General features: G+C 40.9%; 26 protein-coding genes. 19 read left to right on the top strand and 7 right to left on the bottom strand.

Annotated elements, in window-relative coordinates; translation table 11 throughout:
* Positions 1 to 3: 3 nt before the first annotated feature.
* Both EV695_RS02690 and EV695_RS02685 read right to left on the bottom strand, forming a co-directional pair.
* Positions 4 to 786, bottom strand: a complete 783-nt coding sequence (locus tag EV695_RS02690; RefSeq protein ID WP_207906928.1) for a fatty acid desaturase family protein — start codon at positions 784 to 786, stop codon at positions 4 to 6.
* A 74-nt stretch (positions 787 to 860) separates the two neighbouring features.
* On the bottom strand, positions 861 to 1,997 hold the full coding sequence (locus EV695_RS02685) for an NAD(P)/FAD-dependent oxidoreductase (protein ID WP_131904366.1): 1,137 nt from the start codon (positions 1,995 to 1,997) through the stop codon (positions 861 to 863).
* A 149-nt stretch (positions 1,998 to 2,146) separates the two neighbouring features.
* Between EV695_RS02685 and EV695_RS02680 the strand changes: the two genes are divergently transcribed.
* Positions 2,147 to 2,965, top strand: a complete 819-nt coding sequence (locus EV695_RS02680; RefSeq protein ID WP_131904365.1) for an MOSC domain-containing protein — start codon at positions 2,147 to 2,149, stop codon at positions 2,963 to 2,965.
* A 76-nt stretch (positions 2,966 to 3,041) separates the two neighbouring features.
* Here EV695_RS02680 and EV695_RS02675 read toward each other — a convergent pair whose 3' ends face one another.
* From EV695_RS02675 to EV695_RS02665, 3 genes are all read right to left on the bottom strand, one after another.
* Positions 3,042 to 4,073, bottom strand: a complete 1,032-nt coding sequence (locus EV695_RS02675) for an aminopeptidase (RefSeq protein ID WP_131904364.1) — start codon at positions 4,071 to 4,073, stop codon at positions 3,042 to 3,044.
* Between the two features lie 129 nt (positions 4,074 to 4,202).
* Complete coding sequence (locus EV695_RS02670) at positions 4,203 to 5,537, bottom strand: ammonium transporter (protein ID WP_131904363.1); 1,335 nt, start codon at positions 5,535 to 5,537, stop codon at positions 4,203 to 4,205.
* A gap of 2 nt (positions 5,538 to 5,539) precedes the next feature.
* A complete protein-coding gene (locus EV695_RS02665; RefSeq protein WP_131904362.1) occupies positions 5,540 to 5,878 on the bottom strand; it encodes a P-II family nitrogen regulator in 339 nt (112 codons plus the stop codon).
* 161 nt (positions 5,879 to 6,039) lie between these two features.
* On the opposite strand from EV695_RS02665, the gene EV695_RS02660 reads away from it, so the two are divergent.
* From EV695_RS02660 to EV695_RS20325, 4 genes are all read left to right on the top strand, one after another.
* Positions 6,040 to 6,867, top strand: coding sequence for a symmetrical bis(5'-nucleosyl)-tetraphosphatase (locus tag EV695_RS02660; protein ID WP_131904361.1), 828 nt, complete (start codon positions 6,040 to 6,042; stop codon positions 6,865 to 6,867).
* Positions 6,864 to 7,355: a hypothetical protein gene (locus EV695_RS02655; protein WP_131904360.1), complete on the top strand. Its 492-nt coding sequence runs from the start codon at positions 6,864 to 6,866 to the stop codon at positions 7,353 to 7,355. The genes EV695_RS02660 and EV695_RS02655 overlap by 4 nt, the downstream gene beginning before the upstream one ends.
* Before the next feature lie 161 nt (positions 7,356 to 7,516).
* On the top strand, positions 7,517 to 8,899 hold the full coding sequence (locus EV695_RS02650; RefSeq protein WP_243651436.1) for a TolC family outer membrane protein: 1,383 nt from the start codon (positions 7,517 to 7,519) through the stop codon (positions 8,897 to 8,899).
* 301 nt (positions 8,900 to 9,200) lie between these two features.
* Positions 9,201 to 9,749, top strand: coding sequence for a GspH/FimT family pseudopilin (locus EV695_RS20325; protein WP_131904359.1), 549 nt, complete (start codon positions 9,201 to 9,203; stop codon positions 9,747 to 9,749).
* A 2-nt stretch (positions 9,750 to 9,751) separates the two neighbouring features.
* On the opposite strand, the gene ispH is transcribed toward EV695_RS20325, so the two are convergent.
* Positions 9,752 to 10,696, bottom strand: a complete 945-nt coding sequence (gene ispH, locus EV695_RS02640; protein ID WP_131904358.1) for a 4-hydroxy-3-methylbut-2-enyl diphosphate reductase — start codon at positions 10,694 to 10,696, stop codon at positions 9,752 to 9,754.
* A gap of 114 nt (positions 10,697 to 10,810) precedes the next feature.
* Between ispH and purD the strand changes: the two genes are divergently transcribed.
* From purD to EV695_RS02620, 4 genes are all read left to right on the top strand, one after another.
* Positions 10,811 to 12,097, top strand: coding sequence for a phosphoribosylamine--glycine ligase (gene purD / locus EV695_RS02635; protein ID WP_131904357.1), 1,287 nt, complete (start codon positions 10,811 to 10,813; stop codon positions 12,095 to 12,097).
* A 185-nt stretch (positions 12,098 to 12,282) separates the two neighbouring features.
* Positions 12,283 to 12,573 carry a BufA2 family periplasmic bufferin-type metallophore gene (gene bufA2, locus EV695_RS02630; RefSeq protein ID WP_131904356.1) on the top strand — a complete coding sequence of 97 codons (291 nt, stop codon included), beginning with the start codon at positions 12,283 to 12,285 and terminating at the stop codon, positions 12,571 to 12,573.
* A 78-nt stretch (positions 12,574 to 12,651) separates the two neighbouring features.
* A complete protein-coding gene (gene bufB / locus EV695_RS02625; RefSeq protein ID WP_131904355.1) occupies positions 12,652 to 13,485 on the top strand; it encodes an MNIO family bufferin maturase in 834 nt (277 codons plus the stop codon).
* Positions 13,482 to 14,255 (top strand): HvfC/BufC N-terminal domain-containing protein, encoded by a 774-nt coding sequence (locus EV695_RS02620; protein WP_131904354.1) that lies wholly within the window; start codon positions 13,482 to 13,484, stop codon positions 14,253 to 14,255. Before bufB ends, EV695_RS02620 begins: the two co-directional genes overlap by 4 nt.
* 21 nt (positions 14,256 to 14,276) lie before the next feature.
* Here EV695_RS02620 and rrtA read toward each other — a convergent pair whose 3' ends face one another.
* Positions 14,277 to 14,888 (bottom strand): rhombosortase, encoded by a 612-nt coding sequence (gene rrtA, locus EV695_RS02615; RefSeq protein ID WP_131904353.1) that lies wholly within the window; start codon positions 14,886 to 14,888, stop codon positions 14,277 to 14,279.
* Positions 14,889 to 15,070: 182 nt separating this feature from the next.
* Between rrtA and gspG the strand changes: the two genes are divergently transcribed.
* The 10 genes from gspG to EV695_RS02565 all read left to right on the top strand — a co-directional run bounded on the left by gspG (position 15,071) and on the right by EV695_RS02565 (position 25,814).
* Positions 15,071 to 15,517, top strand: coding sequence for a type II secretion system major pseudopilin GspG (gene gspG / locus EV695_RS02610; RefSeq protein WP_131904352.1), 447 nt, complete (start codon positions 15,071 to 15,073; stop codon positions 15,515 to 15,517).
* 18 nt (positions 15,518 to 15,535) lie between these two features.
* Complete coding sequence (gene gspH / locus EV695_RS02605) at positions 15,536 to 16,033, top strand: type II secretion system minor pseudopilin GspH (protein ID WP_165874596.1); 498 nt, start codon at positions 15,536 to 15,538, stop codon at positions 16,031 to 16,033.
* On the top strand, positions 16,023 to 16,394 hold the full coding sequence (gene gspI / locus EV695_RS02600) for a type II secretion system minor pseudopilin GspI (protein WP_131904350.1): 372 nt from the start codon (positions 16,023 to 16,025) through the stop codon (positions 16,392 to 16,394). Before gspH ends, gspI begins: the two co-directional genes overlap by 11 nt.
* Positions 16,391 to 16,984 carry a type II secretion system minor pseudopilin GspJ gene (gene gspJ, locus EV695_RS02595; RefSeq protein ID WP_131904349.1) on the top strand — a complete coding sequence of 198 codons (594 nt, stop codon included), beginning with the start codon at positions 16,391 to 16,393 and terminating at the stop codon, positions 16,982 to 16,984. Before gspI ends, gspJ begins: the two co-directional genes overlap by 4 nt.
* 385 nt (positions 16,985 to 17,369) lie before the next feature.
* A complete protein-coding gene (locus EV695_RS02590; protein WP_243651434.1) occupies positions 17,370 to 18,545 on the top strand; it encodes an efflux RND transporter periplasmic adaptor subunit in 1,176 nt (391 codons plus the stop codon).
* Between the two features lie 63 nt (positions 18,546 to 18,608).
* Positions 18,609 to 22,499, top strand: coding sequence for an efflux RND transporter permease subunit (locus EV695_RS02585; protein ID WP_131904348.1), 3,891 nt, complete (start codon positions 18,609 to 18,611; stop codon positions 22,497 to 22,499).
* An 18-nt stretch (positions 22,500 to 22,517) separates the two neighbouring features.
* The gene (locus EV695_RS02580) at positions 22,518 to 23,435 is read left to right on the top strand and encodes a hypothetical protein (RefSeq protein WP_131904347.1); all 918 of its coding nucleotides are present in this window, start codon (positions 22,518 to 22,520) and stop codon (positions 23,433 to 23,435) included.
* On the top strand, positions 23,432 to 24,052 hold the full coding sequence (locus EV695_RS02575; RefSeq protein WP_131904346.1) for a nucleotide-binding protein: 621 nt from the start codon (positions 23,432 to 23,434) through the stop codon (positions 24,050 to 24,052). The genes EV695_RS02580 and EV695_RS02575 overlap by 4 nt, the downstream gene beginning before the upstream one ends.
* A 71-nt stretch (positions 24,053 to 24,123) precedes the next feature.
* A complete protein-coding gene (locus EV695_RS02570) occupies positions 24,124 to 25,065 on the top strand; it encodes a hypothetical protein (RefSeq protein ID WP_131904345.1) in 942 nt (313 codons plus the stop codon).
* Between the two features lie 17 nt (positions 25,066 to 25,082).
* Entirely contained in the window at positions 25,083 to 25,814 is a 732-nt protein-coding gene (locus EV695_RS02565) for a hypothetical protein (protein WP_131904344.1), read from the top strand.
* Positions 25,815 to 25,816 lie beyond the last annotated feature (2 nt).

Raw genomic sequence — 25,816 nt, 5'->3', positions numbered from 1 at the left:
CAGTTAACTGCTTTTTTTCCAAAACGGCTTTTCGTAGCAGTAGTCAGGAATCTTCGCTTTAATTTGCTCGTGTAATTCAGGTAATTTAGACCAGTGAATTCCGTGCTTATAATGGTGCGCGGTATGGTAACCAAGATTTCCAGTGAGCCAGTTATAGAGCTTAGAGGTATTATTGTAAGACGCTGCAAATTGATCAGAAGTATCTAATCCACGGTGATGCTTTGAGGTCGCATAAGCCGTGTAAAGCAGGCTGATCACCATCGGGAAAATAAACACAAATAGAGCACTTAACGGGCTGTAGATGGTTAATCCGATCAGTATCGCGATGGTTACGCCAGTGTAGACTAAGAATTCTTTTTGCATTTTTGGGTACTGTTTGCCGACCTTATAACCGCGTGGGTACGCGGTTAGTGCAACGCTTAAAGTGTACTCCAAACGATTCATGGTGCTACCGTCTTTTCTTTTCCAGCGACTTTGGTCTTTTGTTTGGTCAAGAAAATTGCGGTGGTGCCCCATATTGTGGTGCAGCACCCATAAATTAGTGGTTATGCCAGTATGTAGGGCATAGAAAATTTCGAGAATTCTATTCAGCGCTTTGTGCTTAAAAACCTGAGCATGCTGATGGTGATGGTTCCACGCGCTAATACAGGCTTTAGGAAGAATCATAACCGCAAGATAAATAGAGAAGATCCAGATACTTTCCGTATTGAGGAAAACAACAAAGTCTAATAGGGTCAATAAAAGAATGACGGTAATGGGTATGCGGTCAGCAGCGAATTTAAACAAACTATTATATCTCCTCAAAAATCCGTGGATAACATAGCATAATCACCGAGAGATTTTCTAATCTAATTTAAGACTTATGGGTTGCGGTATGCGCGCAGATAATTCCACTCGAAGCCTTTCTTAACGTAGTGTAACAAACGGCAGGGAGGAATTGTGATAGTGCGTTTTTCATTTCGAAACGCCAGTGTGCCTTTGTCATTGGAGTCGATGATGCAAGCCAGTTCGTATTTGAATGTGTGAGTTGCTGCTTTACCCTTGAGGCCATCTAATAAGTTTTTAGCGGCAGCTTCTGCTTGTAAATCAGCCATGTGCGCCTGCTTTGGTTTCCAGTCTGGGCCCGGGAAGCTACCTGCGTCTCCAGCCACATAACAATGTTCGAAACCTTCCACTTCACAATTCATATTCGATTGGATTAAACCGCCTGGGCTTAACGGCATTTCCGTATTGGCGGCAAACGAAGGTCCTGTCATGCCCGGCATGAAAATAATCAGATCAGTATCAATTTCACCCCCTTCCGTGGTGACTTTATTTTCAGTAAAGTGTTTCATTTTATGCCCAAGATGCGTTTCGATTCCGCGGGTTTTCATTTGCTTGAGAATGCCTTTTACTGCATTTTCGCCTAAACGTGCGCCGGGTTTAGGCGCAGGACTGAAAAATATCAACTTGAATTTATCGCGACGATCTTCCTGACGTAATTGTGTGTCTAACCCAAATAGCAATTCAAACATGGGACCGCCACGCATCGCAGAGGGCTCTTTAGGGTTGCCACCAAAACCAAGTGTAATGGTGCCGCCATCCATGGCTTTGATTTTATCGCGCATTTTTTCTGCGGCTTCAATGCCTTCGCAAATGGTTATTGCGTGCTCGATACCCGGTAGTTTTTTGATAAAACGCCCACCGCTTGCAATGATCAAGGCATCGTTTTTAATCTCACCGTTATCGGTAATTACAGTGCGTCCGACATCTTGAATAGCCGTAACGCTTCCCGCAAAAAAGTGGATGTTGTGCTTCTTGAAAAAAGCATCAAGATTAATGCGTAAATCATCGCCAGTTCTTTGCCCGGAAGGAATCCAGATCAGGCTGGGTAAGAAAATAAACTCGGCTTTGGGTGCGATCAGCGTAATCTTGATGTCTTTATCGCTTTTACGAATTTCTCTGATTGCAGTAAGTGCGGCAAAACCAGCACCAATAATAGTAATTTCCTGAGCCATGATTTCTTCCAGTTGCTATTATGGAGTTAAGTCTTGCTGAGAAGACCAACGTGAGTAAATACTCGATAAATTATATATTAGTAAATTCTAATATTCAATCGGTAACTCACTCTGAATTTATGTGAAAACAATCATGGCGTAAACAACAAATGACAAGTGAAGTGAAGGTAACCCGTTTAATAATTTACCCGGTTAAATCATTAGCTGGTATAGAGCTGAAAGAATCTAAAATAGATAATATGGGCTTGAAATATGATCGACGCTGGATGCTGGTATCGCCTGACGGTAAATTTCTCTCACAAAGAACCATTCCGCAAATGGCATTGATTAAAACGGATATAGATGCCAGTCAGGAGAATGCTCAATTAACCTTAAGCATGGAAGGCAAAGGTTCTCATATTGTTGCAAACACAGATGATGATTCAGAAAAAATGGATGTGCTTATCTGGGGTGATGAACTTCAAGTGCAGAAAGTCGGTGCTGAAGCCGATGCATGGTTAAGCGATTGTTTGGGCGTCGATTGCCATCTTGTCTATATTGCCGATGACGTGATGCGCCAATGTGATCTGGAGTTTGCAGAAGAGGGCGAACAAACAGGTTTCGCAGATGGCTTTCCCATGTTGTTTATCTCTGAAGAATCATTATCCGATTTAAATCAAAGGCTGGATAAAGACGTGGATATGCGCCGCTTTCGCCCCAATGTCGTTATCGCCGGTTGTGACGCTTATGCCGAAGACGATTTAAGCAGTTTTTCAATTGCTGGCGTGCCGATGAAGGGCGTAAAACCTTGCAGCCGTTGCCCAATGCCTATGGTCGATCCTGATCTTGGTAAGCGGGTAGGGCAGGAGCCGATTGCGACATTATCAAAATACCGTAAGTGGAATAATAAGGTGTTTTTTGGGATGAACGTGATTCACCAGCAACAGGGAGTGATTCGTGTGGGGGATCGTTTGGAGCAAACGTCCTAGTTTGAATCGTGGTTTTTAATTAAGCCACCCCCCTACTTACAGGCGGTTTTTTACTGGTGCTTTTTACCGATACTTTTTAATGCTCTTCTTGTTTCTCATAGTATCTGTAGAATTTTCCGAAGTCGTAATTTAATGCTTTTAACTGCCGTGAAAATTCTGGTACTTGTTTGTAGTAAACCCCAATTGCTGAGAGTTTGGCATTATTGACAGGTGATTGTGTAAACCATTTGTCGAAGCGTTTATCGCCTCCCCAGCTTTGTTTTAAGCGCGCATATTTTTCATTGAGTTGTTGATAGATTCGCCGTTTGCCTTTCTCGGTAACTGTCTCTTCATAGTTGTGCGAATACCACGCCTTCAACTCGCTACTGGTGTTAATCAGCAAATTGAAAAATGCCCAGCGTTTTTTAAGATGTTGCTCGTATCGTTCCAGTTTCTCCGGGTGTTTTTCCTTTAGCCACAATCGCGTTCCTTCCTGTCCAACCGCGCTGGCAAAGGCTTCGTTAAATGCGGAATTATTTTTTCGATACAGGCGTTGATGTGCTAATTCGTGGAATATCACTTCCGCAGTCGAGCTGCTACTTCTGCTGAGCATGGTACTTAGGATCGGGTCATCGAAAACACCCAGCGTCGAATAAGCAGGTGATTCGATAATGTGAGTATCGCGTCCGAGTTTCTTTTGTTTTTCTGCTTCTCGCTTGGCGGCTTCGGGGGAGAAATAAACCAGATAACTCACACAACCCACAAAAGGAAAGCATGTCTGTACTGGGCTCATCGAATATTTAGGGTTTGCGATGACATTCCAGCTAACCGCTTTTCTCTTAAGTTCGACATAACTTGTGTAGCTGTTATTTTGTGGGAGTTTCAGTCGGTCGTATGCGAACTGACGAATCTCCAGAACTTCTTTAAGTTGTTGCTTGCGTTTGTCAGAGACGTTTTTATCGACAAGCACTTGTTTGACGGGTTTGCGTTGACTCATTAACGCTAAATGGCCTTTTGCGCCCTGAGCGTAATACTGAACTGTGCTGCAGGCTGATGATAATTGAGAGAGGAAAGTGATAAGGACGATGAGAAGGATTCTGTTGAATGCAGATTTCATCGTTTGACTCATTAAAAATCCTTAAGTTATGGGTTTGGTTAATCCCATGATACTAGAAAAAGTGCCTATAAGTAGGGGGGGGACTTTATAAAGCCACCCCCCTACTTACAGCGGTTTTTTATGCTGCTCTAAGCATAACGATTAAAGTTCGTAGCCACGTTCTTCATGATCGATGATATCCAGACCTTGTGTTTCCTGATCTTGATCGACGCGTAAACCATTGGTCATCAAACTAACGATTTTGAATAGTATGTAGGTAACGATCGCTGTGTAGATAAAGGTAGAAGCGACACCAATCGCTTGAACACCAAATTGCTCACCGATTGAAGTAATGCTCTCTTTGCTGAAACCCTGACCACTGAAAATACCTATTTCAGTCGAGGCAAAAACAGCAGCCATTAGCGTGCCGATAATTCCGCCGACACCGTGAACTGGGAAAACGTCTAGTGAATCATCAATTTTCCATTTTTGTTTGATGATAATAACCGCGTTGAAACAGACGACGCCAGCAACAAAACCCATCACTAAAGCGCCAGCAGGGCCAACGTATCCAGAAGCGGGTGTAATCGTTCCCAAGCCTGCGACCATTCCTGTAACGGTACCTAGAGCTGTTGGTTTCCCGAACTTGATCCACTCGTAAAACATCCAGGTGATTGCTCCGGTAGCGGCAGAGATATGCGTCACTAGCATTGCCATTGCGGCGTCACCATTAGCAGCTAATGCACTACCACCGTTAAAACCAAACCATCCAACCCATAACATGCCTGCGCCGGTAACGGTCATTGTCATATTGTGTGGTGTTGTGGCTGATTTACCAAATTGTCTTCGGGGGCCTATCATAATGGCTGCGACCAATGCGGCAACACCTGCTGTAACGTGAACCACGGTACCACCAGCAAAATCGAGAAGACCCATTTGCTGAAGCCATCCACCGCCCCAAACCCAATGCGTTACTGGTGCGTAAACCAAGACAATCCACAGTGCAGAAAATAATAGAACAGCCGAGAACTTAGTACGTTCTGCAAATCCACCGATGATTAAAGCCGGAGTGATAATGGCGAAAGTCATCTGAAACAATGCGAATAATGACTCAGGAATATCTCCAGCTAATGAGCTTTCGGTGATGCCATTGAATAAGAATTTGCCCATACCGCCGAAGTACGGATTACCTTCATCAAAAGCAATACTGTAACCAACGATTAGCCAAAGGATACTGGCGATACCCGCAATGGCGAAACATTGCATGAGTATTGATAGCACATTTTTCTTGCCAACCAGGCCTCCGTAAAACAAAGCTAGTCCTGGCAGTGTCATAAATAAAACCAGTGCTGTAGCGGTGAGAATCCATGCTGTGTTGGATCCGTTTAATTCATCAGCCTGAGCTAAAAAAGGAAAACTGAGGAGGAGTAAAGAAAGGAGTTTAAAAAAAAATTTGATAGATAGAGGTGCGTTTACGCTTTTCGAATGACAGCCCATAGTTAAAGTGCCTCTGGGCCAGTTTCACCCGTTCTGATTCGTATTGCTTGTTCTATGTTTTGTATGAAAATTTTGCCATCGCCAATTTTACCCGTGTTTGCGGCCTTGATGATTGCTTCTATGGCTTGATCTAATAAGTTTGCAGGAACGGCAGTCTCAATTTTTACTTTGGGTAAAAAATCGACAACGTATTCTGCACCACGGTAAAGTTCTGTATGACCTTTTTGGCGGCCAAAACCTTTGACTTCTGTGACGGTTAAGCCGTGAATGCCAATTTCTGACAGGGCTTCTCGAACATCGTCTAGTTTGAAGGGTTTGATAATAGCGGTTATCAGTTTCATGGTTTCCTCATTGTTTAGCTTTTTTTAGAGCGCAGAATAATAACCTATAATTGATTTGAAAGGGAGAGCCGCCCAATTTCAGTAAAGGTTTTCGTTTGCTGGGTGTGATTTTTGAAATAAAAAAGGTAAAATTAAACTTTAACTGTAGTGTTGATGAAAAGATGGCGATTTACGCAATTGGGGATGTGCAAGGCTGTTATGATTCATTGCAACGCCTACTAGAAAAAATACAGTTTTCTCCTGAAAACGACCAACTCTGGTTTGTCGGCGATTTGGTTAATCGCGGCACAAAATCATTAAAAACCGTGAGATTCATTAAAGGTCTGGGAGATGCTTCACTGACTGTTTTAGGAAACCATGACATTAGCCTTATTGCTATGCACTATGGGGTTCTTCCTAAAAGTCCTAGCTTAAAAAAATTCCTAAAATCTAAGCATCGTGAAGAATTGATTGAGTGGTTAAGGCATCAAAAAGTGTTTCATGTGGATAAAAAACTGGGCGTTTGCATGGCGCATGCCGGAATATCGCCTCAATGGACACTAAAAGAAGCCAAAAAATATGCCAAAGAGATTCAAGTGCCGTTGCGTGGGGATGACACCAAGGAGTGGCTCAGGCAGGTTTATGGCAATAAACCCAATTTGTGGAGTGAAGATCTACAATCGTATGAGCGTCACAGATATATTCTGAATGCCTTTATGCGAATGAGATATTGCAATGTGAAAGATGGTTCTCTGGATTTAAAACTGAATGGTGTCCCTAAAATGACAAAACCTGGTTCCACCAAGCAAGTTCCGTGGTTCTTATGGAAAGGTAGAAAACAGATTCCTTTACGTATAATTTTCGGACATTGGTCAAGTTTAGGATATTACCATGATGATAATGTTACCTCTTTGGATACAGGGTGTGTCTGGGGTCGGCAATTGACAGCAGTGAGACTCGACGGCGATGCTTATCCTTTAATTAGTGAAACCTGTGGGAATCTTTCATGAGTGATGAGCATGATTATGAATCCAGCATAACGCCAGCAGGGAGCTTTAAACTTAATATCAAAGGAGATGACTATCTGGTAAGGGTGATGAAGCCTGCATCAGCTGCTTCTTTAAACGAGTTACAGCTATCCTTAAAGCGCAATCGGGAAATGCTCAAAGAAAGTTATGAGGCCATGCACGAGACATGTCGAGATGATATTTTAAAGCGTGTAGAGAAGAAGCATGTGGATTATTTTTCACCCACACAAAATGCTTTGGTCGCGAGAGCGAATATAGACATGCTGATCCCATTGATTAATGTGAAAGGTGGAGTTGCAGCCTATAAAGGGAAGCTGGAAGGTCTGCCTTTAGAGAAGCACATCGAAAAACTACGCAACAAAGCAGAAAGCAATGTCAGGGAAGAAGAAACAAAGTCACGTATCGGTGGTTTCTTTTTAATTATGCTGGTTTTGGCTTTGGCAACTGCAATACTGTTGGTGTTTTTTTAATGTGCTAAAAAAAGCCTCGTAAGTAGGGGGGTGTATATCCCTTTATGGGCTTGATTGGCACACATTGTTTACACAAGATTACATAGTTTTAGATTGATTAAATATTAGAGAGTCATTATGCTGATCGTTTTTAAATTTATTTCCTTTCGGGGTCTGTTCTGATGAATTTTCAGATAGCTAAAAAATCGTTAAATATCAAGTTGTTTCAAGGTGCTTTGTTGAAGCGACCGTTCTTATTAAGTGCAATAATCATGGCGACTGTTTCTGCTCCTGTTAATGCAGAAACCTTATTACAAGTGTATGAGGATGCGAAGAAAAATGATGCCCAGCTGAAAGTCAGCGAAATGGGTTTTCTTGCTGCGCTTGAGGCTAAACCACAAGTTTTATCAGGCCTGAAACCACAACTCACGGTCACTGCTGGCGCGAATTATACTGCGCAATATACGGGTAAAAGATCCTACGGTGGAGAAGATGCTGGCGGATACGCAAACATTGGTTATGATTTAAATTTAACTAAAGTCATTATTAATAAGCAGTTAGATGCGCAAATTGATCAAGTTGATGCATCGATTCTTCAATCAAAAGCGTTGCTAGAATCGGATCGACAAGACCTAATTATCAGAGTGGCGGATGCTTATTTCGCTTATTTGAATGCTAATGACACATTGGTGTTTAGAAAAGCGGAAAAAAATGCAATCGGTAAGCAGCTAAATCAGGTTAAAGCCTTTTTTGATGCAGGTCGATCAGCCATAACAGATGTAAAAGAAGCACAAGCTTCATATGACCTTTCTGTGGCGCAGATTGAAATCGCTAATCAACAAATAGATGTTGCTAGAGAGTCGTTAAGAGCGATTACTACACGTGCTTATAAACACTTGAATGGTGCTGCTGATAATGTGCCTCTACTTGTTCCTAAGCCTACTAATATAGAAGCGTGGTCTAAAGCCGCGGTTGAAAATAGTAAAGATTTAATCGCTGCAAAGCATGCAGTTGAAGTCGCGCAAAAAACCATAGAATATGAAAGAGCGGCAAAAAAAGGTACGCTTAACCTGGTTGCAAATCAGGGTGTGAATTCTGTTGCAGGTGAGGATATTTATGATTCTGACAAATTTGATGCCACAGTGGGTGTGCAATATAGCCTGAACCTTCTGGATGGCGGCAATATTTCTTCGCGTGTGCGTGAAGCTCGTCATAAATTACATCAGGCGCAACAAACTGTAGAGTTACAAAAACGTTTGGCGACTCAGCAGTCTCGAGCAGCTTATTTAACAATAGTGTCAGGATTAGCTCAAGTTAAAGCTTTGAAACAGGCTTTGAATTCATCACAAACTGCTGCAAGTGCAACGCAAGCTGGTTTTGAAGCGGGAACACGTACAGCGGTTGATGTGTTACTTGCATTGCGAAATACGTTCTCTGCAAGACGTGATTATACTTCTGCACGATATGATTTCTTACTAAATACTTTAAAGCTGAAACAGGCTTCAGGTACGCTGACAGAGGCTGATTTGGCAGCACTTAGCAAAATATTGCTGAAAAAGACCTAAATATGTTTTAGCAATAAAGTCTTAATAACTTTGTTGCTGAACTCATCTCTGATTTGTAGCCATTTATCATTTGATTTTATACGTTCAAGTGGTAAATGGCCGCTTATCTGAGAGTCTCTCTTCAAATATCAAAATATGGTTTAATATCGGGTAGTCAAAAGTTGTTAAAACAACTGCATTAGTAATAGGTACAGAATCAAAATTCTGGCTGAGTTTAATAATATTAATAATTATAAAGGCTTAAATTAAAACAAACCGATGACCAATCCTTGGCCTCATTAGGGTTTGTGGACTGATTGATATGAAAAACAGATCTAAAATTAGAAATAATTCCGGGTTTACACTTATTGAAATGATTGTAACAGTAACTATTGTGGCAATTTTCGCTTCAATTGCTGTGCCTAGTTTTTCTCAATTAATTAGAAATAATAAAATACCGACAACAACAAACGAATTTATTTCTTCAATGGTTTTGGCTCGAAGTGAAGCGTTGAAAAGAAGCCGAGATGTAATTGTTTGTGCCAGTACTGATCAGCTTAGCTGTAATGGTGGGACTGATTATTCTGGTGGCTGGATCGTCTATGATGACTGTAATGGTGATGGTTCACCTACTGCAGTAGCTGTTGATTGTAATGATGATAATCTTGAAGAAGAGCAGGAGATTATCAAAGTGCACAACGGTTTTGATAGAATGTTTATCAATGGTACCGCTAATAATATTACCTTCTTGTTTTCAGGTAGAGTGGCAGGCAATACAACGTTTGATGTTGGTCATGAGTCAGAACCTACTGTCACTAAAAAAGAAGTAACAGTAAATAGAGTTGGAAGAATCAAGTCAGAAGACCCATAAAACTATGGTTTTAAACGAAGCTCTTTGGGTAATACAAAAGATACGTTTTCTATGATTCCCTGATCATCAGGCATTATTTCAGCACCAAGTTCTTCTAGTCTCTTATTAACCTGCTCCACCAAAATCTCAGGCGCAGAAGCTCCTGCAGTTACACCTACCCTTAAGGTTTTATCTGTAAACCAGCTTTCTTCTATGTCTTCAGCCCCATCAATTAAATAGGATGGAGTGCCTCTTTTCTCAGCGAGTTCTTTTAAACGATTTGAATTCGAGCTATTGGGAGAACCAACGACAAGAATAATGTCGCTTTTATCGGCAAGTTTCTTTAAAGCATCCTGACGATTTTGAGTCGCATAACAAATATCATCTTTTTTCGGGCCTTTAATGCTGGGAAATCGACTCCTCAAAGACTCGATTATAATTGCAGTATCGTCCATAGATAGGGTGGTTTGCGTAACAAATCCAAGCTTGTCTGGGTTTTTAACCTCTAATAGCTCCACTTCCTCGGGTGAGTCGACGCGATATATATCCCCACCAAAGCTCTTGTTGTACTGACCCATAGTGCCTTCTACTTCTGGGTGACCTTTATGGCCGATCAGAACCGTTTCTCTTCCTTCTTTGCTGTACCGTAAAACTTCCATGTGAACTTTGGTAACTAACGGACAAGTCGCGTCAAAAACATTTAGGCCTCTTGACTTGGCTTTGTCTTGAACAGCGCGTGAAACACCGTGGGCGCTAAAAATTACGGTAGCATCATCAGGGACTTCATCTAATTCATTGACGAAGATTGCGCCTTTGTCACGTAGATTACTTACTACAAAACGGTTATGCACCACTTCATGGCGCACATAAATGGGAGCGCCGAGTAATTCAATGGCACGATCTACTATTTCGATAGCTCTATCTACGCCGGCACAGAAGCCTCGAGGGTTTGCTAAGGTAACTTTCATTGCTTTAGTCTCGTAAAAGATTCACATAAAAAATTTATTGTAACAACTGAAAGCATAGTTTTGTTAAAATTCGCGCTGGTTAAATTTAAAAACAGTTTATAAATAGGAATTACTATGAAAGTACTACTCATCGGTAGTGGTGGAAGAGAGCATGCATTGGCATGGAAAATAGCTCAATCAAAGCGAGTAGAGAAAGTCATTGTAGCCCCAGGTAATGCAGGAACGGCTTTAGAAGAAAAAGTTGAAAATGTAGATATCGGCGCAGAAGATATCGAGGGTTTATTGGCGTTTGCTCAAGAGAATAATGTTGATCTAACTGTCGTTGGCCCAGAAGCGCCATTGGTTAAGGGAGTCGTTGACCTTTTTGCTGAGAACGGACTCAGATGTTTTGGTCCTTCAAAAGGTGCAGCTCAATTAGAAGGCTCTAAGGCTTTTTCTAAAGACTTTTTTGCCAGACATAATATTCCTACTGCTGCTTATGGGAATTTCACTGATATTGATGAAGCTATTGCTTACATAAAAGAGCAAGGTGCTCCAATCGTAGTCAAAGCGGATGGGCTCGCTGCGGGTAAAGGCGTGATATTGGCGGAAACCGAAGATGAAGCAATCGCCGCGGTTAAAGATATGTTGGCGGGTAATGCATTTGGTGATGCAGGGCATCGTGTCGTCATAGAAGAGTTTTTAGTGGGCGAAGAAGCTAGCATTATTGTGATTGCGGATGGAAAGAATTATTTGCCAATGGCGTCTTCTCAAGATCATAAAGCGAGAGATGAAGGCGATCTTGGTCCAAATACAGGCGGTATGGGTGCTTATTCTCCTGCACCAGTGGTGACTGATGAAATTAGCCAGAAAATAATGAAAGATGTAATCGAACCAACGCTTAAAGGCATGGCTGATGAAGGGCATCCGTTTACAGGATTTTTGTACGCGGGTGTAATGGTCGATGATAAGGGGAATTCAAAAGTACTTGAATATAATGTGCGTTTTGGTGATCCGGAAACACAGCCTATTATGATGCGTCTAAAGTCTAGCATGGTCGATTTAATTGAAGCTGCTTTAGATGAAAAGTTAGATGAAGCGCAAATTGAATGGGATCAACGATCTTCATTAGGTGTTGTTTTAGCGGCTGGTGGTTACCCTGATAAATACAACAAAGGCGATGTTATTACAGGTATTCCTGAAGAGACTGAAAACAGTAAAGTTTTTCACGCCGGAACGGTTGATGATGGCGAGCTCAAAACAAACGGCGGAAGAGTTTTATGCGCAGTAGGTTTAGGAGACAGTGTCAGCGAGGCTCAACAGGTAGCTTATGCTGTAGTTGATAAAATTAGCTGGGATAATGTATATGTTCGAAGAGATATCGGACATCGCGCAGTTTCTCGTGAGCAAAAGTTAAGTTAATTGTGCTGATTTAGCTACTACGTGAAAAAACTTTCTCTAAAGCCTGGATATAAACCAAGCTGCTATGCATCTAAAAAATATTAGATACGTAAGGTATTTGGATGATTTGCATCTTGCAGGTTATCGACCATGTTTCAAGATATCAAAGCATGGTCATTTAATTATACCAAGGAGAAAGATACAAAATGAAAACAGCATCTAAAGTAACAGGATTTACATTGGCTTCAGCAGCGGCAGCATTATTGTTAGCAGGCTGTTCTACTGGTGGTGATAGCGCAAAATCAGCATCGATGTCGAAAGATAAGAAAATGGCTGACGTAAAGTGTGCCGGGATAAACTCTTGTAAAGGAACCAGCGCGTGCGCAACAGCTACAAGTGCATGTAAAGGTCTTAATAGCTGTAAAGGTCAGGGCTGGGTAAAAGCATCAGCTACTGATTGTGCTGATAAAGGCGGAAAAGTGCTAGGTCAGGCTTAATCGTAAAAAGTAAGTAGATTTATGAAGTGCCCGATCAATTATGTTGTATCGGGTATTTTTTTGCCTTAAGGTTTCACTATGAAATATCCATCTCTTGGCTTTGGCTTAGGCCTACGTAAAGAACACTATAATGCGATACTCGATACCTCTCCTGACGTTGATTGGTTCGAAATTCTCACTGAAAACTATTTGGTCGAGGGTGGGAAGCCACTTTATTTCCTGGATCAGATTTGTGAGCGTTATCCGGTTGTCATGCACGGAGTATCCATGTCAATCGGCAGCAGTGACCCTATAGATTTGAAATATTTGAGTCAGGTAAAGTCGTTGGCGGATCGTACCAAAGCGCACTGGATTTCTGATCACCTGTGCTTTACCGGCTTGGATGGTGTCAATGCTCATGATTTATTGCCATTACCCTATACAGAAGAAACGGTTAAATTTGTGTCTGAAAAAATTCGCCAGACTCAGGATTATCTTGAAAGGCGTATTTTGATAGAAAATGTATCAAGCTATATAAGCTACAAACAATCTGAGGGCATGACCGAGTGGGAATTTATTACCGCTATTGCTGAAGAATCAGACAGTCTAATGCTCCTGGATATTAATAATATATTCGTTAGCGCATTCAATCACGGCTTTGATCCATTGGATTATCTTGATGGCGTTCCCCCTGAGCGTGTTCAGCAGCATCATCTTGCTGGGCATAGTCAATATGATGGGTACATTATTGATACTCACGATAACGATGTAGTTGAAGGCGTTTGGGATTTATACGCAGAGGCGGTTAAACGTTTCGATGGTGTTTCAACGATGATCGAGCGTGATGATAATATTCCCGAATTGCCTTATTTGATGAAAGAATTGAAAATGGCGAAAGAAATATCTGCAGCCAACAAGAGATCTGCTCAATGAGCGAGCTATATAGACTGCAAAAAAGCATGATGTCTTTTCTGCTAGAAAAGGATGATGCTATTCAAACTGACATTGTGTCAACGGCAGAAGTGAGCGCTAAAGTTCGTTTGGATATCTATGGCGCAGGCTATGGCTATCGTTTAATTGATGCGTTATCCGAAAATTACCCATCTGTGCATACTTTACTAGGCGATGATGATTTTTATACGATGAGTTACGCGTATATGAAGGCTCATCCATCGCATCACTTTTCTCTTCGTTATTTTGGTAGCCATCTTGAGGAATTTTTAGCAAAGAAATATTCCGATGTTCCTGTGCTGGCAGAAATGGCGAGATTCGAGTGGGCACAAAGAAAAGCTTTTGACAGTAATAATACTGCACCGATCTCAATGGAATCACTGCAGCAAATACCGATTGAAAACTGGGGGCAACTACAATTTGACTTTCATCCATCGGTGTCACGAATAAATTTTGAATGGAACACTCCGCAGCTTTGGGCGGCGATTGATGAACAGTTAGACCCAATTCCTCCAGAAAAATTAGACTATCCATTAGGCTGGGTAGTCTGGAGAAAAGAATTGCTCAACTATTATCGATCGTTAGATGTCGATGAAGCATGGGCTTTAGATTCTGCTATGCAATCAGGAAACTTCGAAGGCTTGTGCGAGGGTGTGTGTGAGTGGGTAGATGCTGAACATGCTCCTGCACGAATAGCGGGTTTTTTATCGCAATGGATAGAAGATGGGTTGCTTACAGGATTAACCTATTAAAATGGAATATGAAAAAAGTGCCTATAAGTGGGGGGGTGACTTTTGGTCTTTAGATGGATTGTTATTTCTTTTAAGGTGCAAAATAAACAATAAAATGCTGATTATGATTGCTCCAATCAAGCCATATTGATGCGCGTCAGTTGCGACAGGAATGCCTATGAGTTCCTCGCTAGAACTGCTTCCTCCCTGAAAAAAATCCCAGGTGATTTTGCCTAGGATGAGTGTAGCTACTGATATACCAGTAAAAACATCTTTATTCAAAGCCGCGTTTACACCGCCGATAAAAAATAATCCATAAAGAGCGCCAGAAAAACCATAATAAATATGTAGTTCAGGGGTGAAATAATAAAGACCAAGTCCCACAATTAGACAAAGAAAAACACTGCAGAAAATGAATGTTTTTGCCTTCAGGGTGTCTATGAATAATAAGGCTAAGATCCAAAGCCCGCTGAGGTTTAAAAATAAGTGTGGGTAGTTTGAGTGCGTTAAATTACCGCCAATAACTCTCCACCATTGCCCAGATTCAATTTGCCCACGATTAAAAACGAACTCATTTTGAAGGAGTTGGGCAATAAAAAATACTACGGTAAGTGAAATTATTGCCAAGAAAAGCGGTTGTTTCAATTTGATCATTTTTAAACAACCTTGTATAAAATATGGCAAAATGCCGTCATTTTAAAGAATTAGACTTTCAGAGAAAGTGAATAGTATAAATTCTTTGAGCCTTTGAAGTAAAAGTTTTGATAAGTTTATGACGGTAACTTGCCTGAAAACTTAATTTATTAGATTCATTCAAAAGATTGTAGGGAAAGTAAATGAAAAGAAGTAGAAATAACATTCAATCATTGTCTCGTGCGCAAAGCCTAGGTTTTACCTTGCTTGAAGTGATGGTTGTTGTCGTAATTATTGCTGTAATGGCTGCCGCAGTAGGTCCGGCTATTTTCGATAATTTGAATAAGGCAAATGTGACAAGAGCAGGGACAGACATAAAAAGCATTTCTTCAATGCTTGAGATCTACAGAGCTGAAAATTATAACTACCCAAGTACTGATCAAGGCTTAGAAGCTTTGGTAAGCAAGCCGTCAGGTGATCCTGAAGCTAAAAACTGGAGACGTTATACTAAAAAGACGCCAATTGATCCTTGGGGAAATCCCTATAACTATTTAAGCCCAGGTGCAAAGGGAGACGTTGATATTTATTCTTTTGGCCCTGACGGTGTCCAAAGCGATGATGATATTGGTAACTGGCAACTAGATAATTAAGTCTATCCTAGATAAATGATGAAGATCTCGCACAAGGGTTTTACCTTAATAGAGATAATGGTGGTAATCGTTATTGTTGCAGTTCTTATGGGAGCTGTGACTTTATCTTTTCCTCCTGCGGGTGATAAATTACTGAAAGAAAACACCGAACGATTTAGTGCGTTGATTTCTCTTGCCCAAGATGAATCGATTTTACAATCTGCCGAAATAGCTTTGGAAATCGATGATAAAGGCTATGGTTTTTACAGGAATGAAAATAATAGTTGGACTGCTCTGTCAGAAGCACCTTTCAATAAACGAGAATTTCCTTCGTCAATTACCTCTAAGTTGTATTTGGATGGCATTTCTACAAATCTAGAAGAGCGCGAAAACGAAAATCCTCAAATCGTATTTTTATCCAGTGGTGAGATGACTCCGTTTACCTATGAACTTTTCTTTGAAAAAAAAGATTCTTCTAAAATGGTAGTCAGTGCTACGGGTGAGATAGAGCAGAGCTATACCAAAAATGAAAAATAATAACGCTGGTTTTACGCTTTTAGAGGTTATGGTTGCGCTGTTTGTTGTTGCGGTAGCAATGGGGGGAGCAATCAAAGTCATTGAAAATGCTGCGCAAAACACCTCGAGAATGACAGATAAAACATTTGCTGGCTGGGTTGCGATGAACAAGATAACAGAATTACGACTTAGTTCTGAATGGCCTAAAACAGGAAAAGTTAAAGGTGAATCTGAAATGTCTGATAGAAAGTGGAATTGGGAGCAAAATACCATAGAAACTGATGATGAGAAGGTGAAGCGAGTTGAGTTGTCAGTGTGGGGCGAGAGTAAAGATGATCTAGATCCATTTGTAACCGTTGTGGGCTTTTTAACTAAGCCATGAAATCAGCAGCAAAAGGTTTTACGCTTCTTGAGCTTTTGGTTGCCATGAGTATTTTTTCTTTTATGGCAATTACTGCATATGCTGGATTGTCTAATATGCTGACAAGTAATCAGGCTATCACTGAGCAAGAACAGAAACTAAAAGAATTGCAGCGAACCATGCTGTTTTTAGAAAAAGATATACGTCAGGTTGTAAGTCGACCGAGAAAGACTGGTTATGATGCGGATGAAGTTAAGCCTGCTTTTTCTTATGGTTTAGACTCAGATGACTCTGAAGGCATTTTAGAATTTACCAAAGCAGGTGTTTCGAACCCGTTGGCTTTAGCCAAGAGTTCTTTAGAGCGGGTACGTTATGATCTTGAAGAAGATGTACTAACAAGAAACAGCTGGGCATACATAGATCATATTGATCTTGAACCTGTTGAAATGACTTTGTTGACGGGTGTGGAGTCATTAGAATTGAGGTTGCTGGACGATAAAGACCAATGGCAATCAAACTGGAGTGACCTCAAAGCGCTTCCAGTTGCTGTTGAGGTTACGCTGGAGCACAAGTACTGGGGTAAGATAATTAGATTATTTCCAATTCGCTAATTTTTCAGAATACCTAAATACCTAAATACCTAAATACCTAAATACCTAAATACCTAAATACCTAAATACCTAAATACCTAAAAATAAGAATAAAACTCATCTCTTCTATCCCTTATGGAACTAGATTTGTGCTGGAAATATGCTTATTTAGAAGCTATAGTAAAAACAGCAATATTTGTGCGGTTAACCCTTGTATCCTCCAAATGAAAGGGTTAATGGCAGAAAACAACTGACTGTTGTCTATCTTTTAAAGGGCTCTATCAGTTTTGCTTTAACAGTCGGGTGGTACTCCTGTAGCTTAGTGTTGTGAAATTTCATGGGGATTTCAAATAGCTAATTGCCCAGTATAGGAGCCGACGTGGAATTAATAATAGGAAAACTAATAATGTTGAAGTGCAAACATCATAAAATGCTTGTTGCTAGTCTTTGTTTTTTTATTGCCCCGGTTTTCTTTTTTTCTTCATTCACCCATGCTGAAAATGTAACGGAAATTGTTACAGTTAATCGCTCAATTTCAAGTTCTCAAACGATTCTAGGTAGCACGGTAGTTCCTTACAGGGAAATTACGGTAACCGCGCAAACGCCAGGAAAAATCACTGCGATAGGCGGTGAAGTAGGGACAGGCTTTACCAAGGGAGCAATGCTTGCAAAGGTTGATGATGCTCAGTTATTGGCTAAAAGAAATACGTTATGGGCACAAATTACTTCGGCTCAAGCTGCACTTAAAAATTCACAAGCACAGCACCAACGCGAAATAATTTCCCCAAAAAGTAAAAGTATTAATGGTATGCCTGGAATGGGGCTGCCATCAATGATGGATATTTTCATGACACGTCCTCTGTATGACATGATGGGTAACTCTGATCAAGGATATAATCGTTACTCAGACTTGGTGAACAGTGCTACGGGTGTTTCTCAGGCTGAAAGTCAGGTTATGATGGCTTGGTCTCAGCTCAATGAATTAAATACTAAAATAAAAGATACCGTTTCAGTCGCGCCATTCGAAGGTATCATCATGAGTAAAATGGTCGAGGTGGGAGACGCTGTCCAGCCGGGACAACCTTTAATGAAGTTTGGTTTTATTAAATATTTGCGTTTGCAGGCAGATGTTCCTTCAATGCTGGTTTCAAGCTTAGTCAAAGGTATGAGTGTTCCCGTAAGAATCAGCAATAAAAACAGCACCATTGCAAAAGTGTCTCAAATATATCCTATTGCAGACCCCTCAAGACATACAGTGGTGGTTAAATTCGATTTGCCTATAGGCGTATCTGCCGCACCCGGTATGTATGCGGAGATCTTTTTACCCGATACCACCCCAGGTGGCAATTCTGTTATTACAATTCCCAAGACAGCCTTAATCCCGGGTCGAAGCTTGCCAACGGTGTTGGTGGCAGATGAAGAAACTAAAACCTCATCATTGCGTTTAATTAGAGTGGGAGTAACTCAAAGTGATGGTTTAGTTTCTGTGGTTTCAGGTTTGAAGGTAGGAGAACGGGTTATAAATAATCCCCCTCCAGGAGCATCTTCAGGATGGTATCCCAAAGATTCAGCAGTACTTTGATTCATTCATGACTCAACTATGAAACGAAACAAATATAACTCTAAATAGACTGAACAAATAAATATGAATGATAACGTAACTGGTCAAGGAACAAAGAAAGTAGAAATACCTAAACATTCTTTAGGCCTTGCCGGTGGTATGGCAAAAGCGTTTATCACTTCGCCACTTGCGTTGCTTTTATTGATTGCTTTCCTCGCCTTAGGTATTTTGGGAATGCAGATGACACCCAGGCAGGAAGACCCTCAGATATCAGTGCCGATGGTTGATATTTTTGTCAGCTATCCGGGGGCAACTTCATCTGAGGTTGTTAGCCAGGTGGCAAGACCTCTTGAAGGAATCATGTCGGAAATTACCGGCGTAAAACACGTTTATTCAGCGTCATCTCGTGGTCAGGCTCTTATAACTGTTCAGTTTAAAGTGGGTGAAAACTTTGAAGCGTCTATCGTAAAATTACACGATAAAATTGAATCCAATAAAAATAAAATGCCGCAAGGAATCGCAGGTTTTCTAGTAAAGCCAGTTGGGGTTGATGATGTCCCTGTCGTTTCAATAACACTTTGGTCAAATAACGTCGATGATGCTTCTTTGAAGCTCGTTGCATTGGATTTGTTGCAGACCTTACGCGAAGTCCCTAATGCTAGTCAGAGTTTTATCGTTGATGGCAGAACGGATCAACTACTTGTTGAAATATTACCAGAGCGGCTTGCGACTTACGGTGTTTCCTTAACTCAGGTTGCGAATACAATCAGGATGGCAAACTCAGAGAGAAATGCTGGGTCAGTTGAGCCAAATGACAAGTTTGTACAAGTAGTAACGGGCTCTTTTTTAAAGTCTTCTGCTGATATAAAGCGTCTGATGGTCGGGGTAGTTGATGGGCGACCAGTGTATGTTCGTGACGTAGCTACAGTAAAAGAAGGGCCAAGCGAAGCAACAAAAATTGTAGGTTATTATACTGGCGCTGCAAGTAATGACTCCGGTAATGAGGTGGCTCATGGTGCTCCTGCGGTAACTATTGCTATTGCCAAAAAACACGGTGCAAACGGTGTTGAAGTTGCAGAGCGTGTATTGGAAAAACTTGAGTATTTAAAAGGTCGATTAATTCCGGATAATGTGAACGTTGCTATTACCAGAAATTATGGTGAGTCAGCAAAATCTAAGGTTAATGAATTATTATTTAAGTTAGGTGAAGCAACGCTGATGGTGACAGTTTTAGTATTGCTGTTTCTAGGTTGGAGAGCGTCATTAGTTACCTTCATAATCATTCCCGTAGTTATAACAGTGACGGTTTTATCAGCTTGGATTTTAGGGCTGACTATAGATCGAGTTAGCTTGTTTGCTTTGATCTTTTCAATCGGCATTTTGGTCGATGATGCTATTGTTGTGGTGGAAAATATTTACCGCCGCTGGCTACTCTCAGAGAGCCTGGATGTTGATGTGGCAGTTGATGCGGTGCGTGAGGTCGGAAATCCAACAATCTTAGCGACATTTACGGTAATTGCTGCATTATTGCCTATGGGGTTTGTGAGTGGGATGATGGGGCCTTATATGTCTCCCATCCCAATCCTTGGCTCCGTAGCAATGCTTTTCTCATTATTTGCTGCCTTTGCTTTTACCCCTTGGTTAACGAATAAATTTAAGCCTAGCCTTAAAAAACTGAAAGTCATGGAACAGAAAGAGCATCGTCAGGCCGCTGCTCTAGAAAGGTTTTTTCGTGGGTTAATTGTTCCAATCATTCAAGATAAGAGAAAAGGAAGGTTACTCTTATTTGGAATAATCGGTGTTTTCTTCCTCTGTACACTTCTCTTTTACACTAAAGGTGTGAAGGTGAAAATGCTGCCGCTGGATAATAAGCCTGAATTTAATATTGTTGTGAATTTTCCTGAAGGAACAGCACTACCAGTAACTGCGAATCTGGTCAGCCAGATAGCAGAAAAAATGCAAGCAGTTAAAGAAGTAACTGCGGTTCAAACTTATGCAGGAACAGCCTCTCCCTTTAATTTTAATGGTCTTGTGAGGCACTATTATTTACGCGATAAACCCTGGCAAGGGGATGTTCAAATCCAGTTAACGGATAAACATGACAGGGATAGATCAAGCCATGAAATAGCAGAAGAAGCCAGGTCAGTGCTTACTCCACTTGCTAAAGAAGCTGGCGCAAGAATACAAGTAGTAGAAATGCCCCCAGGGCCGCCAGTGCTACAATCGGTTGTGGCTGAGATATATGGTCCAAGTGCTGAAACACGCAGACAGGTCGCAAGGGATATTACGGAAATATTTGAAAAAGCACCAAATTTAGGTGATGTAGATAATTTCCTAGAAGAACCTCACGATATTTTGCGCTTTAAGGTTGATGCAGCTAAAGCCCAGCGCAATGGGATTTCCGTTGAAGATATCAATGTGACTCTAGAAATGGCTATGGGTGGGTTTGTTCTGGGTGATATTAAAAAGAATGCACTGATTGATCCAACTCCCATTGTTATGCAAATACCGTTAGCGGCAAGGTCACAAATCAACCGACTCATACAATTACCTGTAAGTAATCAAATGGGTAAAACAATGCCTTTGTCTGAGCTTGGCAGGTTTGTAACTGAAAAAGCTGACCAGCCAATCTATCACAAAGACTTGCGGGCAGTGGAGTTTGTCACTGCAGAGACAGTCGGTGACTTAGCGGCACCCGTATATGGCATGTTTCAAGTGCAAGATTTATTGGCAGAAGCAAATGATGGTGAGGGCTATAAATCTCCTGATGGCACATTAGTGACTGGTGGTAGCTGGTTTGGTCGAGAAGACACTGCGGATAAAACTAATTTCGAATGGGGCGGCGAATGGACAGTAACATTTGAGACATTCAGAGATATGGGTATTGCCTTTGTGGCAGCACTTGTATTGATCTATATGTTAATTGTTGGTCTATTCGGAAACTTCATCTTGCCAGCGATAGTTATTGCTCCGATACCACTGACATTAATTGGCATTATTCCCGGACACTGGCTTTGGGGTGCGGATTTCACCGCAACTTCTATGATAGGTTTTATTGCACTAGCAGGAATTGTCGTTAGAAACTCGATTTTGCTCGTCGATTTTTCTAGAAATGCTGTGATTAACGAAGGCATGAGCGTGGTAGATGCAGTAATACATTCTTGTGAAGCAAGGACGCGACCTATAGCGATTACAGCATTTGCTTTAATCGGCGGTTCTTTGGTAATTATTACAGACCCTATTTTTAAAGGCATGGCGGTATCATTAGTTTTCGGTGGTTTGGTATCAACCTTATTAACACTTTTGGTGATTCCGTTAGGATGTATAAGCGCAGGAAAGGCATTATGTGTAGGGCCTGATGGAGAAGTGATCACACCCCCCGACTTTGAGGCCGATTTTTCGAAGAATGAATCTAATCAATTTGAGAACACCTCATCTGCCAAAGAAGGCAAATTCTTTTCTGGTGTTAAGAAAGTCGTATCGATATTTGTAGCTATTGTTTTGGTGCTAGGTAGGGTGATTTTCTCCTTAGTAAAGAAACTGCTTTCTTTGTTAATAGGTTTATACCAATCATATAAGCTTAAACGAGATATAAGCTCTCATGCAGTAGAAAAAGCACCTTTGAAATCAGATGATTCAGTTGTTGTGGCTAAAGAAAATACTGGAGATCAGACAAGTGTTGTTGGCGCCGGAGCAAGGATCGATGAGCAAAAGAAAGGTGATGAGCCTTCTCAGGTAATGAAAGTCACTTCGAGAGCAAAATCTAAAACTGCAACTAAATCAACAAAAAATGCCAAGAATAAGGCATCGTCGAAAACTAAGTCAAAGACGAAGCCAAAGACGAAGACTGAAGCAAAAACAACAGCCAAACCAAAAACCAAACCAAAAACATCAACGAAGCCAACAGAAACAAAGAAGAGTGCGGCTAGTTCAAAACCAAAACGTAGAGGAATACGTTTAAAAAATGATATATAGAGTAGGTATAGTAAGAATATGAATGATGCAAAAAAAGGAGCACTCACTGCTGTCGTTGCAACAGTAGTAACTTCTGTAATGATATTAATGACTGGAACGGGTAGCGCGGATAATAAACAGTCGACTTTGGAAAAAAACCAATCAATAAGTGTTAATGAAACGACTGTAGAAATCCTCGTCAAAGAGGATTCGCCTAAAGATGAAGTAACTATAGAATTAACAGAAAGCATTGAAGCTAGTGTTGCTACTGCTACTTCTGATGCCAAGTCTACATTAAAGTCTTCTGTGCTTCCTCCTCCTGGGCCTTTTTCGAAAAGTACTGCAGGAACATTAAATAAACCGCAAGCACCTCAATTATCACCTCAGCTTGAAGCGCCAAAAGCACCGGAGAGTTTGATAGAAAAACCAGTGCAAACAGAAAAAGCACCAGTTGCTCCTAAGCTTGATAATTCCTCTATGAAGAAGCCAGAAATAAAGGCTCCTGTTAAAAGTACTGCCGAAGTAACGGCCAAAAAACCAGTTAAGCCTTTTGCTCCTGAAATTCGTCGTTTAAAACCTGAACTAAAAAAGACGCCACAACTACCAAGCAATAAATTAACAGCTAAACCGCAAAAGCCGGAAATGCCAGTTGCTCCTGAGGGTCATAACTTAAAGAAAGAAAGCCCTAAAACGCAACTTAATGGTCAACCAATTTGGATGCAGATGCCTGGTAACCCAAATGGTGTCAGGTATATGCAGCAATATAGATATGTTCCTATGCCTGTTTATCCGAATTATCATTTTCCTCAACAGCCGCAGTTAAATGGTAGTTACTACTTTGCGCCAATTCCCAATCAATGGGGGCAACAAGGTATGAAGTTACCTTCACAAAACAAGGCTATGAAGAAAGATCATTCAGAATTAGAAAATAAAGAGTTGGAAGGTCAAAGTAAATGATAACGGTTATAGGTAACTTAAAAGGTGGTACAGGTAAAAGTACTGTCGCCTTTAATTTATCTATTTGGGTTGCCACACGAAGAAATGTACATGTGTCTGTTTATGATTTAGATCCGCAAGCAACAATTACGGATGCTCTGGAAATAAGAACCGAAGATGGTCATATGCCTACTCTGGAACCTATTCATAATGCGAATGAGCTAGGTAGTGAAGGTAAACATACTGAAGTCATCGTAGATATCGGTATATCAGATAATGAAGCGATGAATACAGGTCTTCAGCGCGCAGATAGAATCGTGATTCCAGTTGCACCAAGTCAGGCAGATGTATGGTCAACTCAACGTTTTTTAAAATTAATAAGTAACGTTAGAAAAACTGGTGTAGTTCCAGAAATTATTGGTTTCATGAATCGCTCAGATACGCATACTGCAGTGAGGGAAACAGATGATGCTTTTGACGCATTAAACAGTTTGTCAGGAATTAAAATGATAGAGCCTAGACTTTATCAAAGAACAGCATATAGGCGCTCGTTTAGTGAGGGCATGGCAGTGTTCGAAATGGACGCAAAATCAAAGGCCGCTGCAGAAATAGAAGAATTAGGAGAGCTATTGTATTAGTTTATACTAGAATAGTATTTCTAGTATAAACTCGTGTAATAGACACATATTATTTTAAGGAGATTTATTAAATGTATATTGTTCGTTGGTTAATGGGGCATCCTATCCTTGCGACATGGTTCGTGGGTGCGATAGCAATCCTTTTATCTATTGGTAATCACGGTGCTAAAGAGGATGTTCATGTAGATGATCATGCTAATAAACAACAGCAAGTTGAAACTACTCACACGACTAAGACACTAGAAACACCTTCTGCAGTGACTTCTGCTTTAATCGAATCAGATAAAAAGAAAGTAGTTGTAGAAGAGATAGTTGAGGTCGAAACTGAAGTAGCCGCAAGCACTCAAACAGAAAATACAAAATCTACGCAAACTGAAGAGCAATCTGCTGTGGTAGATAACAAAACTGCTCCAGTAAGTGAAGAAATTGTTAAAAAGGCAACAATAGATTCAACAACAGTAACGAGTAGATCATACCCTGATGGTTTGGTTGTTGGTGGGTATAGTAGCTCATCGACTAAGAAGAAAATCGCCGAAGCTGAAGCAACTGAAGCAGAAGCTCCTCAAGCAGTTGTAGAAACAACAGCGGGTAAAACAGGTACTCAAGCTGATGTTGCAGTCGCAGCTGCATCTACAATCGAAGAAACACCTAAACCCGAAGAAGCTACGGCAGATGCTAAAAGCATTGAAGATTTAGGGCAATCAAGTACTGAAGAAATGTTGTTAATGGCCCGCGAAGCTTATTGGAATAACGGCTTGGAAGAGGCTTCTCAAATATATTCGCAGTTAATCGAATTAGAACCAAATGTGATCGAGTATCGTGGCGAATTAGGTAACGTATATTGGCGACAAGGCTACCCTAAAAAAGCTGCACAATTATATTCAGAGATCGCGATACCAATGATTGAGCAAGGTAATGCTGAAAGAGTCGCAAATATGATAGGTTTTATCGGTCTGTTTTACCCTGATCGCGCAGCAGAAATACACAAGAAATTACAAGCTGTAAAACAATAATCAAATATTAGGAAAATATGGCTAAGAGCGAACTACATAGAGATTACATTCTTGAAATGGAAAACGAACTTCAAGAATTTGAAATGAAGGCTGCAGCAACTCATAAACGTATGCAGATGTTGGTCTATCCATCTATGTTTGCTTTCTTTGTGCTTTCTATTTTTGGCTTTTTTCTTATATTCTCGTTAACATCTGACGTAAACAGAATGGCTGATACAATCGCGCACATGAGCGGTTCACTAGACAATAATATGAGCTCAATATCTGGTGACATGAATCAGATGTCTGTAAAAATGGATAGTCTGGTAGATTCTACCAATAGCATGTCGAGTAACTTGACCAATATGACGCAGAATACCGATGAAATGGTAACGAGTATTGGTGGAATGCGAACAGCTACTTACGACATGGCGGCATCTACTAACAATATGCAAAGAGATATGTGGAGTATGAATAAGAATATTTCTACTCCATTAAGCTTTATGAATAACTTTTTGCCTTGGAAGAACAGTCAGAGCATGCCTTTCCCGGGTTCTAGAGCGCCTTTGCCACAATCATATTTCGCCTATCCTGCAGAACAACCTGTTTCAAATTATCAGCAGGATATTCCAATGCCTGTTCCAGTATCACCAGCAGGTTCGAGTTATCAAGTGCAGCCAGCTCTTTTCCAGCAATCCATGTCTAATGATCAAGGTCCTGCACGAATAAATAGCCCTTACTTGGCTATGCCTGCGATTTCTATGAACTAAGC

Origin of the sequence: Cocleimonas flava (assembly GCF_004339015.1) — a bacterium.
In the GTDB taxonomy this organism is placed as follows: Bacteria; Pseudomonadota; Gammaproteobacteria; order Thiotrichales; family Thiotrichaceae; genus Cocleimonas; species Cocleimonas flava.
Note: the sequence above shows the minus strand (reverse complement) of the source record. Positions and strands in the feature narration are given on the sequence as shown.

Excerpts from the sequence above, each read along its gene's own strand:
- EV695_RS02685 (WP_131904366.1), bottom strand. The coding sequence starts at position 1,997 with ATGGCTCAGGAAATTACTATTATTGGTGCTGGTTTTGCCGCACTTACT.
- EV695_RS02680 (WP_131904365.1), top strand. The coding sequence starts at position 2,147 with ATGACAAGTGAAGTGAAGGTAACCCGTTTAATAATTTACCCGGTTAAA.
- EV695_RS02675 (WP_131904364.1), bottom strand. The coding sequence starts at position 4,073 with ATGAGTCAAACGATGAAATCTGCATTCAACAGAATCCTTCTCATCGTC.
- EV695_RS02670 (WP_131904363.1), bottom strand. The coding sequence starts at position 5,537 with ATGGGCTGTCATTCGAAAAGCGTAAACGCACCTCTATCTATCAAATTT.
- EV695_RS02665 (WP_131904362.1), bottom strand. The coding sequence starts at position 5,878 with ATGAAACTGATAACCGCTATTATCAAACCCTTCAAACTAGACGATGTT.
- EV695_RS02660 (WP_131904361.1), top strand. The coding sequence starts at position 6,040 with ATGGCGATTTACGCAATTGGGGATGTGCAAGGCTGTTATGATTCATTG.
- EV695_RS02655 (WP_131904360.1), top strand. The coding sequence starts at position 6,864 with ATGAGTGATGAGCATGATTATGAATCCAGCATAACGCCAGCAGGGAGC.
- EV695_RS02650 (WP_243651436.1), top strand. The coding sequence starts at position 7,517 with ATGAATTTTCAGATAGCTAAAAAATCGTTAAATATCAAGTTGTTTCAA.
- EV695_RS20325 (WP_131904359.1), top strand. The coding sequence starts at position 9,201 with ATGAAAAACAGATCTAAAATTAGAAATAATTCCGGGTTTACACTTATT.
- ispH (WP_131904358.1), bottom strand. The coding sequence starts at position 10,696 with ATGAAAGTTACCTTAGCAAACCCTCGAGGCTTCTGTGCCGGCGTAGAT.
- purD (WP_131904357.1), top strand. The coding sequence starts at position 10,811 with ATGAAAGTACTACTCATCGGTAGTGGTGGAAGAGAGCATGCATTGGCA.
- bufA2 (WP_131904356.1), top strand. The coding sequence starts at position 12,283 with ATGAAAACAGCATCTAAAGTAACAGGATTTACATTGGCTTCAGCAGCG.
- bufB (WP_131904355.1), top strand. The coding sequence starts at position 12,652 with ATGAAATATCCATCTCTTGGCTTTGGCTTAGGCCTACGTAAAGAACAC.
- EV695_RS02620 (WP_131904354.1), top strand. The coding sequence starts at position 13,482 with ATGAGCGAGCTATATAGACTGCAAAAAAGCATGATGTCTTTTCTGCTA.
- rrtA (WP_131904353.1), bottom strand. The coding sequence starts at position 14,888 with ATGATCAAATTGAAACAACCGCTTTTCTTGGCAATAATTTCACTTACC.
- gspG (WP_131904352.1), top strand. The coding sequence starts at position 15,071 with ATGAAAAGAAGTAGAAATAACATTCAATCATTGTCTCGTGCGCAAAGC.
- gspH (WP_165874596.1), top strand. The coding sequence starts at position 15,536 with ATGAAGATCTCGCACAAGGGTTTTACCTTAATAGAGATAATGGTGGTA.
- gspI (WP_131904350.1), top strand. The coding sequence starts at position 16,023 with ATGAAAAATAATAACGCTGGTTTTACGCTTTTAGAGGTTATGGTTGCG.
- gspJ (WP_131904349.1), top strand. The coding sequence starts at position 16,391 with ATGAAATCAGCAGCAAAAGGTTTTACGCTTCTTGAGCTTTTGGTTGCC.
- EV695_RS02590 (WP_243651434.1), top strand. The coding sequence starts at position 17,370 with ATGTTGAAGTGCAAACATCATAAAATGCTTGTTGCTAGTCTTTGTTTT.
- EV695_RS02585 (WP_131904348.1), top strand. The coding sequence starts at position 18,609 with ATGAATGATAACGTAACTGGTCAAGGAACAAAGAAAGTAGAAATACCT.
- EV695_RS02580 (WP_131904347.1), top strand. The coding sequence starts at position 22,518 with ATGAATGATGCAAAAAAAGGAGCACTCACTGCTGTCGTTGCAACAGTA.
- EV695_RS02575 (WP_131904346.1), top strand. The coding sequence starts at position 23,432 with ATGATAACGGTTATAGGTAACTTAAAAGGTGGTACAGGTAAAAGTACT.
- EV695_RS02570 (WP_131904345.1), top strand. The coding sequence starts at position 24,124 with ATGTATATTGTTCGTTGGTTAATGGGGCATCCTATCCTTGCGACATGG.
- EV695_RS02565 (WP_131904344.1), top strand. The coding sequence starts at position 25,083 with ATGGCTAAGAGCGAACTACATAGAGATTACATTCTTGAAATGGAAAAC.